Origin of the sequence: Proteus faecis, from assembly GCF_003144395.1 — a bacterium.
In the GTDB taxonomy this organism is placed as follows: domain Bacteria; phylum Pseudomonadota; class Gammaproteobacteria; order Enterobacterales; family Enterobacteriaceae; genus Proteus; species Proteus faecis.
In genome coordinates this window covers 145,045-160,406 of record NZ_PENZ01000051.1, presented here as the reverse complement: position 1 = coordinate 160,406, position 15,362 = coordinate 145,045, and the positions used below count along the sequence as shown (strand labels likewise).

Below are 15,362 nucleotides of genomic sequence, written 5' to 3'. Positions count from 1 at the left end.
ATAATATCAATAAATAATTATTTTAGAATTTTATTTTTATAAAATTTATACAAATTGTTATTAGTTAACTCTAGTTATTATCTGTTTTTTTTACCTGTTTTTTTAGGTGAAAAAGGCACTGCTTTTGGTAGTAATAATAAATATAGCAGTAAGTAAAAATACTCATTTTTATAAGGTGAAAATGAGTGTCATTTTTCTTTTTGTACTTTTTTTGATGTTGTATTTTTCATTAAAATAATTATACAATTTAATTTAAATAATCATTACTAACAATATAAAGATGCTTATTTGTAATTAAATAGATTAGTGTTTATAAGATTATTTTACCCTATATAGTTGATGTTCATTAATTGAAAGTTTAATGAGAGTTTCAATATGAATTTATAAAGATATGTTTTTAACATATTGTGAAAAATATCTATAAGGCTCTCTCTTCTTTATTTTGAATGGGCATTAAGTTATTGAATAAGGTTTATAGAGTACTTGTTATTAAAGGGGGCCACACTATGTATGATGATATTAGTAACCTAAAAGATAAGTTTCAGGAAGATGCCTTTTCTTTTCAAGATTTTTCTTCCTCTACAACACAACATGTTGATAATAAAATAGAACCGGTTGTTACGAATAAAGAAGATAATAATAAACTTAGTAAGTTAAGTAATGATACGTTTTCTGAAACTTCGTTTTTAGTGAAAAAAGAACTCAAACAGCCTGTTATCTCATCGCCTATTCCTTCTTATCACCAGGATGCTTTAGCTGTTAAAACAAAGAAAGACAATTTAATTAAGAGCAAGGAAAAGTTGTTATCAGATAATAAAATATTTGATAGCAAAGAAACTGATAGAGTTTATGCTCATGAAAATATATCACTAAAAGAGATATTTTCATTTATTGCCTCTGTCTAATCTAAATAATAAAAACGCTTTGTGTAAATAAATAATATTGACTGGTGTCAATTTTTAGCCATTGTTATTTTATTTTTAAGATAGGTTTGTTTCTTTTCGATATTTATTAATATCGATGGGGTGCCTTTGTCTTAAGAAAAGATCTATGGCGATGACAAAGGTACAGGTTTATGAATAAAATATTTAAAACATTAATTACGGCTTTTCTATTGATAACAATGTTTTCACTTATTGTTATGCCAATGAGTGCCGAACAACAATATATATTCGGTATTATCAATATATTGCTGTTATTTGTTATCGGTTTTAAAAAATCAAAAAAACGATTATTAACGATGGTTTTTATTTCATTGTTGATGTCAACGCGTTATCTCTACTGGCGTGCAACAAATACTTTAAATTTTAATACAACAATTGAGGCTATTTTAGGTAGTGGTTTATTTATGGCTGAGATTTATTCTTGGATAATATTAGTCCTAGGATACTTCCAAACGTCATGGCCATTAAATAGAAAAATAGCCCCCTTACCTAAAGATGTTTCTCAATGGCCTACAGTTGATATTTATATTCCAACATATAATGAAAGCTTAGATGTTGTACGTGATACGGTCCTCGCTGCACAAGCTATCGATTATCCACAAGATAAAATGAAAGTTTATATATTGGATGATGGTAGTCGTGAAGAATTTAAACAATTTGCTGGTGACGTTGGGGTAACTTACATTGAACGAGAAGTTCATGATCACGCTAAGGCGGGTAATTTAAATCATGCGATGGGATTAACAGACGGTGAGCTAATCTGTGTTTTTGACTGTGACCACATTTCAACACGTATTTTCTTGCAAGCAACGGTAGGAAGTTTCCTTGAAGATCCAAAATTAGCGTTGATCCAAACTCCACACTATTTTTACTCATCAGACCCATTTGAACGTAACTTAAGTGCAGCTAAAGATGCACCGCATGAAGGCGCACTTTTCTATGGCCCTGTTCAACGTGGTAATGATAACTGGAATGCAACTTTCTTCTGTGGTTCATGTGCTGTTATGCGTCGTAGTGCTCTTGAAGAAATTGGGGGGATTGCTGTTGAAACGGTCACCGAAGATGCACACACTGCGCTTAAATTACAACGTTTAGGTTGGAACTCTGCATTTATTGATATTCCTTTAGCTGCCGGTCTTGCAACAGAACGTTTAGCATTACACGTTAATCAACGTATTCGTTGGGCTAGAGGGATGACACAGATATTCCGTGTTGATAATCCTATGTTGGGCCGTGGTTTAACATTCCCTCAGCGTTTATGTTATCTCAATGCGATGCTCCATTTTCAGTATGGTTTGCCTCGTATCATCTTCTTGACTGCACCGTTACTGTTTATGTTATTTAACCTTAATATTATCGCTTCATCCGCAAGCATGATATTTGCCTATGCATTACCTCACTTAATCATGTCGGTTTATGTAAACTCGAAAAATATCGGTAAATACCGTTACTCTTTTTGGGGGGAAATTTATGAAACCGTCATGGCATTTAGTTTGGTATTACCTACCTTACTGAGCTTAGTTTCACCAAAATTAGGTAAGTTTAACGTAACAGATAAAGGTGACTTGCTTGATAAAAGCTATATGGATTACCTCACTGTACGCCCATTAATTATTACTGCACTCCTGCTTATTACTGGGATTTCATGGGTTATTGTTCGTTACCTATTGAATGATTTCCAAGGTATTGATCCTCTGGTTATTGTTTTAAATCTTACTTGGGCGACTTACAGTTTATTTATCATTCTTGCCTCTATCGCCGTGGGTAAAGAGACTCGACAAATTCGTAAAAATACGCGAATCAATGCATCTCTACCGATTACGTTACATTTTGATGATGGTGCTGAGTTAACAACGACCACTGAAGATATTTCAATGGGAGGTGTTCGCATTGCTGTGAATAAAATGTCTGAACTTCGCCAACGTAATGTCACGTCAATCACTCTGAATGTACAACGAGATGAAGTTACTGTTCCTGTTGATCTGGTGAGTTTAGAAAGCAATCAACTCCGTCTTGAATTCTTACCTATTGATTTAAATCTTCGCCGTAAATTAGTGCGCATTGTTTTTGGTCGTGCTGATGCATGGATCCATCAAGCAGATTATAAGGACAAGCCATTTAAAGAATTGGCAGGTATTACGCGTTGTATTTTTGAATTGTTCTTTGGGCGTCGCCAAAAAGTGAAAGCACCAGCAATAAGAACGAAAGCAAAAGCTTCACTCTCTGTGCAATCTATTAACGGGGATGATTAAGCATGAAAAAGAAACTGACATTAATGCTAAGCCTGACGGCGATAGCGATTGCAAGTATCAATCTTTCTCAAGCAGATACCGGAATGTTAGAGCTAGGAGGAGAGCTTTTACCTGATCCGACTTCTTATGCTCATTCGTCTGTACAACAAAATGCGAATAACCCGATACAACTTGAAGGTGGTGCATTATCTGAAGCGCGTAATATTGAAGAGCAATTAACATTAGCACAGATGGGCAGTCCATCACCTATCGTGTTATCAGGAAGAAAATTACTTTCAGGTGTGACGTTTAATATGGCGAACGATTTATTTATTGATAACGCTACATTAACGATGAAAGTGAAAGCATCTCAAGGATTAATTCAATCTGATCAAACACTTCACTTAATGCTAAATGGTCAACCTATGGGATTTCTACCTTTAGAAGAAGGTGGGCAAGAGCATGAATATGTTTTAGAAATTCCTGAAATGATGTTGACGAATGTGAATAACCTTAGCTTTCGTTTAGCTAGTCGTGATGCATTGGATGAAAACCAATGTATTCCTCCACTGGCTGAAGGACTAAGTCTGATTATTTCACCAGATTCATCATTAGATTATCGAGGTCGCTGGATTAATGGCGGGTATAGTTTGGAACGATTGCCCCTACCGTTCTTTGATCCTGACAGAATGACAGCGACCTCGTTACCTATCATATTGTCAGATAAACCTGATCATGCGGAGGTAACAACAGCAGCTATTGCTGCATCATGGTTTGGTAGTTTTAGCCATGATATTAAGCAAATTGATTTACCGGTTTTAATGAATCAGTTACCTGAAAGTGATGGTGTTTTAGTTGGCTATTCAGGACAAACTATTGCGGGTATTACATTACCTTCAGGAAATAGTGGGCAATTAACTATTGTTGATAACCCGGTTGATCCTGTTTTCAAATTACTATTGATCAGCGGTGATAATGAGAAATCTCTTCGCCAAGCGGTATGGGCATTAAACAATGGGAAATTGCCACAAAACGATCACTTAGTGGTGCCGTTTCAAACGCTTGCGATGAGTAAAGATTACGATGCTCCTCGTTGGTTAAATACCAACAAACCGGTTACGTTAAGTGAAATTGCCAATGGTAGTGATGACTTCTCACGTCAAGGTATTAACCACGCACCGAATCAGTTTTCATTTCGAGTCTCTCCTGATCTCTTTTGGTGGGATGGTGATGCACTACCTTTAGATTTGAAATATGTATTCCCTCATTCGGATAAAATAAATAGTCGTCGTTCTTCATTAATTGCCTCTTTGAATAACCAATTCTTAGGTGCATTGTATCCAGCGCGTTCAGAACCTTTAGGCATGTTAAGGCAATGGTTAGGTATGGAGAGTGAAGAGCAAAACAGCACACTCTATTTAAACCCTCGTCAAATTTATAGCCAGAATCAATTACAGTTTTATTTTGATTTACGTGAACCCGATGATGCACCGTGTATTTTAACGGATGGCAGTAGTTTGATTAGTCGAATCGATCCGCAATCAACGCTGCAATTTAAAAATACTTGGCACTACTCAAGAATGCCGAACTTGGCTTATTTTTCAGGTGCGTCATTTCCATTTAGTCGCCGTGCAGATTTTTCACAAACCACACTGTTGCTACCTGAAAATCCAACAATAGAAGAGCTTTATACCTTAGTGAACTTAATGGCGAGATCAGGTTATGCCACAGGTACACCAGTTTCTCATGCTTCAGTTTTCTTAGGTGCTAAAGAGCTTGAGAAAAATAACCTCTCTCAACACGATGTGCTTGCGATTGGCTCATTAAGTAGTGAAGGATTTCTACCTGCGCGTTTTTCACAACAAACGTTCTCATTTTTAAATAAAAACGTTGAAATCAAATCTCAATCATTGATTGATAAAGCAAAAGGCTGGATTGCTGGCGATTATTTATCTCAAAGTAGTGATGCTGCAAGTTACTTATCTTCAGTAAAAGATTGGCGTGGCATGATGAGTTTTATCTCACCTTGGGCAAACGATAGGGTTGTCGTATTGGTTACAGCTAAAGGTAATGATTCGATAAAAACCATTATCAATGACTTAAATTTAGCCCAAATAAATGCGGCTATTAAAGGCGATATCACACTTATTAGTGGTAAAGATACCGTAAAAAGTTTCCATTTAGGTGAACACTTCTCGCAAGGTGACTTACCTTTCTTACAACAATTCCTTTGGTATAGCTCTAGACACGTATATTTGCTGGGTCTTTTAGCGGTTGGTTTTTGTGCGCTGACGGGGTTCGCGACTTATTACTGGTTACAACGTCGTTCAACTCGTCGTTTACATCAGATATCACAGCATCGCTCAGACAAATAAGGGGGATATAAGATGAAAAATCATGCACTTAATATCATCGTTAAAGTCATCTATGCAGGTTGTATTCTAGGGGCTTCAAGTCAAGTTCAAGCAACAGCCGTTGAGGTAAATACAACAGCAACTGATCCAAATATTGTCAGTTCTCTTATTGAACAAGCTAATTATTGGCACGGTAGAGCACACGACGAGCGAGCTGTAGAAGCACTGCAAAAGGTGCTGATTATGGAAAGCAATAATCAGGATGCGCTGTATTTAATGGCATTTTTTACGGCGCAACAAGGTAATGAAAAACAAGCAACGTATTGGCGAGAAAAACTTGCGCAAATTGCACCGCAAGATCCACGAATTGGAGGATTAAAAAATATCCGATCATCACAATTTAGTGAACAACAATTAGGATATGCCAGAGAATTAGCAAAGAAAGGACAACATGAAGAAGCGATAAAAGCGTATCAACGTTTATTTGTTAGCAGTGAGCCACCAGAAACACTGGCGTTAGAATATTATCAAACCATGGCGGGTGTACCCGCAATGTTGCCTCAAGCTATTACGGGATTAAAGCAACGTGCTGCAGCAATGCCTGATAATAAAGAAACGCAAAAAGCATTAGGATTAACGTTAACTTATAACGAAGAAACTCGCCGTGAAGGAATAACCATTTTAGGTAATATCTCAGGTGATGAGTCAGTCAAAAAAGGTATACGCCAAGCTCTGTTATGGTTGAATGTTCGTCCTGATGATGAAGTGTTATATAAAACTTATTTGCAAGCAAACCCGAACGATAAAGCGGTTGCAGAACATTTCCAAGGCGCTATTCAAGGTAATGCACGTCAAGCAGGTTATACCGCATTAAATAAAGGTAAATTGAAAGAAGCCGAAGGTTATTTCAAACAAGCTTTAGCGACAGATAACCATGATGCGCAAGCTTTGGCAGGTTTAGGTTATATCGCACTGCGTTCAGGTGATTTAACTACAGGTCAGCGTTTATTAAATCAAGCAGCACAATCAGGTGGCGAACAAGGTAGTAAATGGAAGCAACAAGCGGAAGATGCGGGTTTTTATGCGCAATTACGTCGCGCACAACAACGTGCTAAACAAGGGAATATTCAACAAGCTCTTGATCAATTAGCACCATTAACGGGGGCTTCAGGTGAAAAAGGGTTGTCTGCCAACTTATTACAAGCTGACTTATTACGTAAGCAAGGTAACTTACCCGCAGCTCACCAATTACTGTCAGGGCTTTATCAGCAAAATAGCCGTAATGAAAAAGTAGTTTCTGCTTATTACTATTTATTAGTTCAGGAAGGACAGAATACGAAAGCAGAGCAATTGCTGGCTCAACAATCTGCCTCTTTACGTCAAAAACTTACTGCGAACACAGATCCTTCTGAGAAATTACGTCGTGAAGCGCAAAAAGCGTTAGAAAATGGTCAGCGTGTTCAAGCAAGACAATTACTTTTACAAGCTCAGCGTAAAAACCCGCAAAATAACTGGGTTTACCTCGATTTAGCACGCCTAATGACGGCTGATGGTGATAGTGCTGGTGCAAAAAATATTATTTCACAGCTACAAAACCGTAGAACAAAAGACTCTGATTATGTGGCATCTCTGTTTTATGTTGAGCAAAAAGAGTGGGATAAAGTTTTTAACTTGTTAAGTGGCCATCACCAACAAACTGAAGCAGAAAAAGAGTTATTACAGCGTGCTCGCTTTCACCGCCAACTTGCGCAAGCTGACCATTATCGTCAGTCAGGAAACCTTGTTGCAATGCGTAATATTTTACGCCCATTAATTAATCAAGTAGCTGATTATCCAAATGATGTGGGTGAATTAGCAGAGAAATTGGTTAACAGCGGATTAAATGATGAAGCGTTGCAATTAGTTGAAAGTGATATTGCAAAAGGCACTAAAGGCTCGATAGGTAACTACGCTGGTCATATCAATGTCCTCAATGAATTAGGTCGCTATACACAGGCATCTAGCTTGATTAACGATCCAGCTTTACAACAAGAAACACCAATTGTTGAGAAAAAACGTTTAGAAGTTGCCACTAAAGTTGCACAAGCAGATGGCTTACGTGAAAAAGGCGAAATTAAAGCAGCTTATGACTTGTTAGTCGTTGCATTAAAAACATCACCGAATGATCCCGATTTATTAATGGCATTAAGTCGTGTTTATTTAGCGCAATCAATGCCGGAACAATCAAATAAAATTCTTTCTTACTTGGAAAAAGAGCAAGGAAAAGATAGCAAATTAATCCAAGCTCAAATTGACGTAGCATTAGCACAAAAAGATGGAAGAAAAGCACAGCAGTTATTGCAGCAAATTCCTTCATCTTCACAACCTGCTTATTTATTACAAGCGGCGCAAATTGCGCAATTAAATGGTGAAAATCGCAAAGCATTAACGTTACTGCGTAGTGCGCAATGGCAAAACAGTGATAACACATTAAAAACCTCAGCAGGCCAATTAAGTGTATTAGGGGAAAGTGACAATCCCGTTATTGCTGGTTCTATCTATGAACGTAAAGAGATGGCATCGGTTCAACGTTCTATTCGTGAATTAGAAGAAAAGGTTGCACCGTGGGTACAAGGCGGTGTCGCTATACGTCATCGTAATGGTGATAAAGGATTGTCTAATGTCACTGAAATTTCAGCACCAATCAGTATTTCGAATGTACCAGGTGAAGAGTTTCGTTGGGAACTGAATGTTAACCCTGTTTCGATGACAAGTGGTTCGGTTTCAGGAGAAAGAGCTAACCGATTTGGTACGGGTCAGCTTCAACATGCTGAACGCTTTGCTAAAAATAGCGATAACCATGACGAGAAAAATAAAATTAATGCTGATGAAGCAGGTAGTCAACGTGCTTCAGGTGTTGAATTAGGACTGCGTTTATCAGACAAGGATGTCAGCTTTGATGTGGGTTCAACGCCATTAGGTAAAGATACGGCAACGATTGTTGGGGGGCTCACATATTCACCTCAAATTAGCCCAAATGGGCAATTAACACTGACAGCAGAGCGCAGAGCCATAAAAGATAGTCTACTTTCTTATATGGGGCGTACTGATCCTATGACAGGCGAAAGTTGGGGGCGTGTAACACGTAACGGCGCTAAAGTTCAATATGCTTGGGATGATGGAAAAATAGGAGCTTATGCTGGTGGTGGTTTCTATAACTACCAAGGTAAAAGTGTTGCGAGTAATGATGAAGTGAAAGCGTGGATAGGCTCTTATGCTAAGTTCTATAAAGATGATCAACAAGAAGTAAAAGCTGGTGTGCATGTTGATTATATGAACTTTAGGAATAACCAAAATTACTTCTCATTAGGACACGGAGGTTACTTTAGCCCGCAAGATTATGTGTCTGTATCATTGCCTGTTGCTTATACCCGCCGTTTTGAAAAAGGTGAAGTCTCATTAAATGGTGCAATAGGGATACAAAGTTACAAACAAAAAGGCAGTGATTATTTTCCAACACATGGTTATATGCAAAACGCATTAAATAAAAAGAATGCGAGCGATCCTCGTATTAAATCCCAGTACGAAGAACAAGACGAAACAAATTTTACTTACAGATTAGGTTTAGACGCGAAATATTATTTAAACAAAGAAACCGAGTTAGGTGTCAGCTTATCGCATGATACATCGGGTGATTATGCTGAAGATAATATGTGGTTACACTTAAAATATACTCCAGATTTCCTGTCTAAATAATTAAGGAGATAAATAATGAATAAGCATGATAGCGATATTTTACAATTACCTTTTGAAAGTGGCTGGCAAGATCTAACTCAATTATTATTTTTTCAAATTTTAAATGACAATGATATTTCTACTGCTGGAAATAAATTAAGGAATATAGGTAAAGATATTGCCTTACGTTATCCTTTACCTGAAAGTGAAAATATTCAATTACTTGAATCACATATTAATCGTGTATTAACACTATTTAAATGGGGTTTTGTCACTATATCTCCAGCAATGAGTGAGCTTTTATTGGTTCATTGTGCATGGCCTCATTTTACGCAAAGCCAAGATGATGCTCAGTGGCGTGTTGCAAGTGCGGGGGTTTTAGAAGGGTTATATGAAGGCTGGTTAACGAATCAAGGTGGTAATGCCAAAATGCAAGTGCACCGCCAACCTACTGACGCAAAAGATGTCTTTATTTTTCGCTATGCACATAACTCATCAGTCGAATAATAATATATATGCTTTATTGATGAGTATAGGAGGTCAATAATGAATGATATGATATTTAATGATGATAATTCTAAATGCTTATTAATAAAGCAATTTACTAATAATGTTTTTATGATGTTAGTAACAGATATTAATGGCATCATTATTTATGCAAATGATAAATATTGTGAGTTCAATAATGTTCACTTTAAAAATATAAAAGGTAAAAAATACAGCTTATTTAATTTAATTGATGAGAATCAAATTAATTGTTGTGAAAATAGCAATAATGATAATAAAGGAGTCTATCGATTAGAGGCTAAAAGAAACAATAATACACAACAAGATATATGGGAAGATATTAGTATTATTCCTGTTTTTGATAAACATAATTTCATATCTCACTATGTGTTTATTAGCTTAGATATTACTGATAAGGTAGAGCTAAGAAATGAACTGTTTAATAAAAGTTATGTTGATTCATTAACTGGAATATCTAATCGATTAAGTATTATTGAAAGAATTGAGAATGAACGATTAAATATTTCACAACCTTTATCATTTTGTCTTGGTATTATAGATTGCGATAAATTCAAATCTATTAATGATCAATTCGGGCATCATGCAGGCGATAAAGTATTGTGTGAAATATCAAAACGGTTGTCACAATTAGAAAATAAAGAAGTCTATTGTGGACGTCTCGGTGGTGATGAGTTTGCTGTGCTTTTTCCTAAAGGATTACGTTCTTGTTCTGTTATTTTATTAGAAATAATAGAATTACTTTGGAAATCCATGGAAAAACCCATCAATATTAATTCGGAATTTATGTTAACGCCTTCAATTAGTTTAGGTATTGCTGAATATCCTAAAGACGGAAAAACATTATCTGAATTATTAAAATCTGCAGATAAAACACTTTATTCTATAAAAGAAATGGGTGGTAATAAATATGGATTTTATTCTGGATTTTAAATAATTATTTAATAAAGATATATAAATAAGGTTGCCTCTTTTTAACGAAGAGGGAGGTGACTATTTTTAAAATATATCTGTCATTCCCTGATGAAATATAAGAGTAAATTTAAAATAATACTAAATATTATTTTTAGTTAAATGTCTATTAGAGGATTTTATTATGATGAAAGCAGTTATCCCTGTTGCTGGATTAGGTACTCGTATGTTACCTGCAACGAAATCAATTCCTAAAGAAATGCTACCTATTGTTGATCGTCCTTTAATTCAATATATTGTAGAAGAGTGTGCTCAGGCTGGTGTTGAGGAAATTATTTTAGTTACTCACTCTTCTAAAAATTCAATTGCGGATCATTTTGATACCAGCTTTGAATTAGAAAATATGTTGGAACAGCGGATTAAAAATAAATTATTAGAAGAAGTGCGTTCAATCTGTCCTGATAATGTCAAAATTATTCAAATTCGCCAAGGTCATGCTTTAGGTTTAGGCCATGCAATTTGCTGTGCGCACCCAGTGATAGGGAATAACCCATTTATTGTTTTACTGCCTGATGTTTTATTAAATGCACATTATTGCAATCCTCAGCATGATAATTTATCAGCAATGATAAAACGTTTTGAAAAAACAGAGCGTAGTCAAATCATGGTTGAACCTGTACCAATCAGCCAAGTACAACAATATGGTGTTGTAGATTGTGAAGGTGTTTTCTGTCCTCAAGGTAATTGGGCTCCTATTCGTCGTATCGTGGAAAAACCCAATCCTGAAGATGCGCCTTCTAACCTTTCTGTTGTTGGCCGTTATGTTTTTTCTGAAGCTATCTGGGAATTATTAGATGGTCTACCTGCTGGTGTCGGTGGTGAAATTCAATTAACGGATGCGATTGATTTATTGTTGAAAAAAGAAGTCGCTGAAGCATATACCTTAGTGGGTAAATCACATGACTGTGGTAATAAGTTAGGGTATATGAAAGCTTTTGTTGAATATGGCCTACATAATTCTGCATTAAAAGATGATTTTTCTTCTTGGATGCGGGACTTCTGTGAAAAGACATTGTTAGCTAAAACAGAAGTCATAGAAGAAGATGAAACAAATGAAGCACAAGAGATAGCAGCTATCTTTTGAGTTTATATTGAAATGATATGCAATATGCCGACCGAAATAAGATAGCGGTCGGCAATAGCAGGAGAGAAATGCAATGTCTTTTAGGCACTTATCTCGTTATAATTATCTACTTTCTAGCTTTTTTATTTTAGGTTTGTTGCTTATGGTTTCTTCCCCAATACAGGCAGCAGATACTCAAGTAGGATGGCAACAGTTTAAAGAGCGCTATATTAAGGATGATGGGCGAGTTATAGATAGCGCTAATAAAAATATTTCACATTCTGAAGGTCAAGGCTATGGCCTGTTAATGGCTGTAATGAGCGATGATCATGAAACTTTTAATCAGTTATGGCGCTGGACAGCAACCTCTCTTTATCGTGGCGATTTAGGTTTATTTAAATGGCGCTATGAGCCCGAAAATAGTGAACACACTCCTGATCCTAATAATGCCACAGATGGTGATATCTTAATTGCGTGGGCATTATTAAAAGCCGGTGAGAAATGGAATGATGAAAGTTATCTTTCTGCTTCTGATTCTATTCAACACGCTATTTTGGAACATACTTTAGTTAAGACAAAAAATTATACTGTACTTTTGCCTGGAATTAATGGCTTTAAAACAGCAGAAGAAATTATTATAAACCCATCCTATTTTATTTTCCCTGCATGGAAAGATTTTTATCGTACGAGTAAAGACGTTCGTTGGAAAGCGTTAATTAATGATAGCCAGTCTTTACTTAGAAATATGCGATTTGGTGAATATCAATTACCAACAGACTGGGTAAGTTTATTTCCCGATGGAAAAATAGAGCCCAGTGAAAAATGGCCTGCACGATTTAGTTTTGATGCAATACGTATTCCGCTTTATTTAGCTTGGGCACATGATGAATTAGCGTTACAACCTTTTGTGCAATATTGGCAGCAATTTGATCGTGATAAAACCCCGGCTTGGGTTAGTATTGATGCTCAAGCGCGCGCTGAATACAACCTTACTCCTGGTATGATGGCAGTAAGAGATTTAACGCTGAAAACACCTATTGAAGATGTCGATTTAAGTAAAGATACAGATTATTACTCTTCAGCTTTACATTTATTAGCGGCATTTGCTCAGAACGGGCAATAAGTCTATTTAGCCAATTTGAATAATAGATAGCTTAAACTCCTTTTAATACAGATAGGAATTAAGTTATCTATTTTTTTATATTTTTATTAAATAATAAATAAACTTTAATCTATGATCTAAGAGTAATTTATTTAATAATATTTATGCTAAGGTTATCCAAATAACTTGATAGTGTTATTAATATAATTTCTTATCAATAATAAGGTGGGTAAATGAAAGTTTCAGCACGCAATCAGTTAGTTGGTAAAGTTGTTGATATTATTGAAGGTGCCGTAAATAACGAAGTCATTTTATCTTTAGCACATGGTGAAAAACTTGCCACAATTATTACTAAAGAGAGTTGTGACACTCTAAAGATCAAGAAAGAGGGTGAAGCAATCGCCATTATTAAAGCACCATGGGTTGTATTAGCACTACCTGATTGCGGTTTAAATTTTTCTGCACGTAATCAATTTACAGGTAAAGTGACTCAAATTGCACAAGGTGCGGTGAACGCGACTGTTCATTTAGAAACGGCGAAAGGTTTAGCACTTACGGCTGTTATTACAAATGAAAGCCTACAAGAAATGAAATTGGCAAAAGGCAGTGATGTTTTAGCTCTAGTGAAAGCATCAAGTGTGATTGTTGCAACGCGCAAATAATTGTACGTTTATCTCTTGAAATAAATAAAGAGGCTGAATTTTTAGCCTCTTTATTTGATATTACTTATCTTTGGGGATTTATCATCCCGATCATCGTTTATTCAAGTAATAAATTTAATTATTTGTGCTACCTGCGACTTTCAGTTTTTCATAGATATAATTTTTATAACTGTTAACTAATTTTTCATCCTCACAGTCATTTAATTTACCTTTACATAAGTGGCGCATTTGAATATTTGCTTTGTAGAAAGGAGATAAAGGCAAACGCGCGCGTTCTAAGATCATGCCACCTAAGAAGCTAATATCAGTTAATTCACCTGTTGTTATTGGCGCACCTTGCGATAGGTTATCTCTTAAGGTGAACTGAGTAATATATGCAGGGTTATTAAAAGGCGACTGATAATTTTTTAACTCAATATTGGGTTGATGATCACCAAAATAGAGGAACATCGTCGGTTTTTCTCTTTGTGCAACAAAATGGGCGAAATCTTTAATTGCCGGATCACTAGTAATGATTTTTTCCATATAGTGGCTAAATTTGCCTGGTGCATTACTGCTTTCTGTATGACCCGTAATTTGGTACATATCTCTATGTGATTCATCATAAGGACCATGTTCATACATGGTTAATGAGAATATAAACAAGGGTTTATCAGTACGTTTTTTCAGTATCTCTTCAACATAACCCAGCATATCGACCGTCGATATTTTCCAGAGATTTTCCTCTAATGTGCCCGGATAACCCAGCTCTTGAGGTTGAATGATTTCATCAATCCCCATTTTTTCATAAGCGTAACCGGCATGGTAAGCACTACGATTAAATGGCGTAAGTAAAACGGTGTAATAACCTTCGGCTTTTAGTTGGCGGAATAAACTCTCATTAAGATTATCGACAACAAAATAGAATACTGAGTTTTTACGTGCACCAAAATCATCCGTATTTAACCCTGTTAATACAGAAAATTCAGAAAGCCAAGTACCACCACCAAAGGTTTGCACTCGTAAAGGGCTTTGCGCACTGACACCTTCATCTTTTTGAAACATAAATAAATCAGGCAGTGTAACATCGGTATCAAATTGATAAATATGAGGGTTAACCGTCGATTCTTGTAATAAAACGACAATGTCAGGTTTTATGTCTGTCTGTGTTTCTGGCAATACGGTTTTGTTCGCTCGTTCTAGAAAGTAATCCGCATTTTCATTGAAATAAGGAGGGTGATAAGCCGTTTGGTAGCCAGACATGATTAAATTAGTCACAGTACCTCGTCCTCCTGGAAGTGTCCCCTCCCATTCAGCTTGCCATTTTTCTACGGTGAAATGGATTGTGGTAAATCCAATGACCATTAAGAGTAAGCCACTTATACGCAAACTTAGGCGTGATTTTTTGGAAAAATGCCAAGCAATAGACATATTGATAAGAAGCCATATTAGCATCGCAATTAATGCAACACCGGCTTCCCAATAATGACCTAATGTTCCTAAATTAGAGCTATCAAAAGCCAAATCAAAGTCAGAGAACATTAATGTTTCTTTGTAATAGTGGACTTTGAGTTGATTAATAAACTTAGTTATAAGGAAGAGCGTGCCGGTGGTAATAGCTGAAAATAAGACACGAGATGATAAAATAAAGCAAAGAGAAAAAAGAATAAAATAAGCACCGACTGAAAGAAGTGCAGTATAAATAAACGTTGCTTTCTCAAAAACAATAAAAAATGAGGCAATAAGAATAAGTGCAAGATAAGCACTTCCTAATATTTTTTTCATATCTCTTCCGAGTATAGCGATAAAGAATAAA

The 15,362-nt window shown here is 35.9% G+C and carries 10 protein-coding genes; 9 read left to right on the top strand and 1 reads right to left on the bottom strand.

The window, feature by feature from the left end; all coding sequences use genetic code 11:
• Positions 1-506 precede the first annotated feature (506 nt).
• The 9 genes from DK858_RS17845 (at position 507) to DK858_RS17805 (ending at position 13,567) form a co-directional block, all read left to right on the top strand.
• Entirely contained in the window at positions 507-905 is a 399-nt protein-coding gene (locus tag DK858_RS17845) for a hypothetical protein (RefSeq protein WP_109398553.1), read from the top strand.
• 170 nt (positions 906-1,075) lie between these two features.
• The gene (gene bcsA / locus DK858_RS17840) at positions 1,076-3,196 is read left to right on the top strand and encodes a UDP-forming cellulose synthase catalytic subunit (RefSeq protein WP_109398552.1); all 2,121 of its coding nucleotides are present in this window, start codon (positions 1,076-1,078) and stop codon (positions 3,194-3,196) included.
• Between the two features lie 2 nt (positions 3,197-3,198).
• Complete coding sequence (gene bcsB / locus DK858_RS17835; protein ID WP_109398551.1) at positions 3,199-5,550, top strand: cellulose biosynthesis cyclic di-GMP-binding regulatory protein BcsB; 2,352 nt, start codon at positions 3,199-3,201, stop codon at positions 5,548-5,550.
• A 12-nt stretch (positions 5,551-5,562) separates the two neighbouring features.
• Positions 5,563-9,264 carry a cellulose biosynthesis protein BcsC gene (locus tag DK858_RS17830; protein ID WP_109398550.1) on the top strand — a complete coding sequence of 1,234 codons (3,702 nt, stop codon included), beginning with the start codon at positions 5,563-5,565 and terminating at the stop codon, positions 9,262-9,264.
• A gap of 15 nt (positions 9,265-9,279) precedes the next feature.
• Positions 9,280-9,750: a cellulose biosynthesis protein BcsD gene (bcsD, locus tag DK858_RS17825; RefSeq protein WP_109398549.1), complete on the top strand. Its 471-nt coding sequence runs from the start codon at positions 9,280-9,282 to the stop codon at positions 9,748-9,750.
• Between the two features lie 39 nt (positions 9,751-9,789).
• Positions 9,790-10,701: a sensor domain-containing diguanylate cyclase gene (locus DK858_RS17820; RefSeq protein WP_109398548.1), complete on the top strand. Its 912-nt coding sequence runs from the start codon at positions 9,790-9,792 to the stop codon at positions 10,699-10,701.
• Positions 10,702-10,864: 163 nt separating this feature from the next.
• Positions 10,865-11,824 (top strand): UTP--glucose-1-phosphate uridylyltransferase GalU, encoded by a 960-nt coding sequence (galU, locus tag DK858_RS17815; protein WP_109398547.1) that lies wholly within the window; start codon positions 10,865-10,867, stop codon positions 11,822-11,824.
• A gap of 73 nt (positions 11,825-11,897) precedes the next feature.
• Positions 11,898-12,926 carry a glycosyl hydrolase family 8 gene (locus DK858_RS17810; RefSeq protein WP_109398546.1) on the top strand — a complete coding sequence of 343 codons (1,029 nt, stop codon included), beginning with the start codon at positions 11,898-11,900 and terminating at the stop codon, positions 12,924-12,926.
• Positions 12,927-13,138: 212 nt separating this feature from the next.
• Positions 13,139-13,567: a TOBE domain-containing protein gene (locus DK858_RS17805; protein ID WP_109398545.1), complete on the top strand. Its 429-nt coding sequence runs from the start codon at positions 13,139-13,141 to the stop codon at positions 13,565-13,567.
• 114 nt (positions 13,568-13,681) lie between these two features.
• Here the strand turns inward: DK858_RS17805 and DK858_RS17800 are convergent, their stop codons facing one another.
• Positions 13,682-15,331 (bottom strand): LTA synthase family protein, encoded by a 1,650-nt coding sequence (locus tag DK858_RS17800; protein WP_109398544.1) that lies wholly within the window; start codon positions 15,329-15,331, stop codon positions 13,682-13,684.
• Positions 15,332-15,362: the final 31 nt, after the last annotated feature.

What these genes read in the sequence shown, in the direction of transcription:
- bcsA (WP_109398552.1), top strand. Translation starts at nt 1,076, where the DNA reads ATGAATAAAATATTTAAAACATTAATTACGGCTTTTCTATTGATAACA.
- galU (WP_109398547.1), top strand. Translation starts at nt 10,865, where the DNA reads ATGATGAAAGCAGTTATCCCTGTTGCTGGATTAGGTACTCGTATGTTA.
- DK858_RS17845 (WP_109398553.1), top strand. Translation starts at nt 507, where the DNA reads ATGTATGATGATATTAGTAACCTAAAAGATAAGTTTCAGGAAGATGCC.
- DK858_RS17830 (WP_109398550.1), top strand. Translation starts at nt 5,563, where the DNA reads ATGAAAAATCATGCACTTAATATCATCGTTAAAGTCATCTATGCAGGT.
- DK858_RS17800 (WP_109398544.1), bottom strand. Translation starts at nt 15,331, where the DNA reads ATGAAAAAAATATTAGGAAGTGCTTATCTTGCACTTATTCTTATTGCC.
- bcsD (WP_109398549.1), top strand. Translation starts at nt 9,280, where the DNA reads ATGAATAAGCATGATAGCGATATTTTACAATTACCTTTTGAAAGTGGC.
- DK858_RS17805 (WP_109398545.1), top strand. Translation starts at nt 13,139, where the DNA reads ATGAAAGTTTCAGCACGCAATCAGTTAGTTGGTAAAGTTGTTGATATT.
- bcsB (WP_109398551.1), top strand. Translation starts at nt 3,199, where the DNA reads ATGAAAAAGAAACTGACATTAATGCTAAGCCTGACGGCGATAGCGATT.
- DK858_RS17820 (WP_109398548.1), top strand. Translation starts at nt 9,790, where the DNA reads ATGAATGATATGATATTTAATGATGATAATTCTAAATGCTTATTAATA.
- DK858_RS17810 (WP_109398546.1), top strand. Translation starts at nt 11,898, where the DNA reads ATGTCTTTTAGGCACTTATCTCGTTATAATTATCTACTTTCTAGCTTT.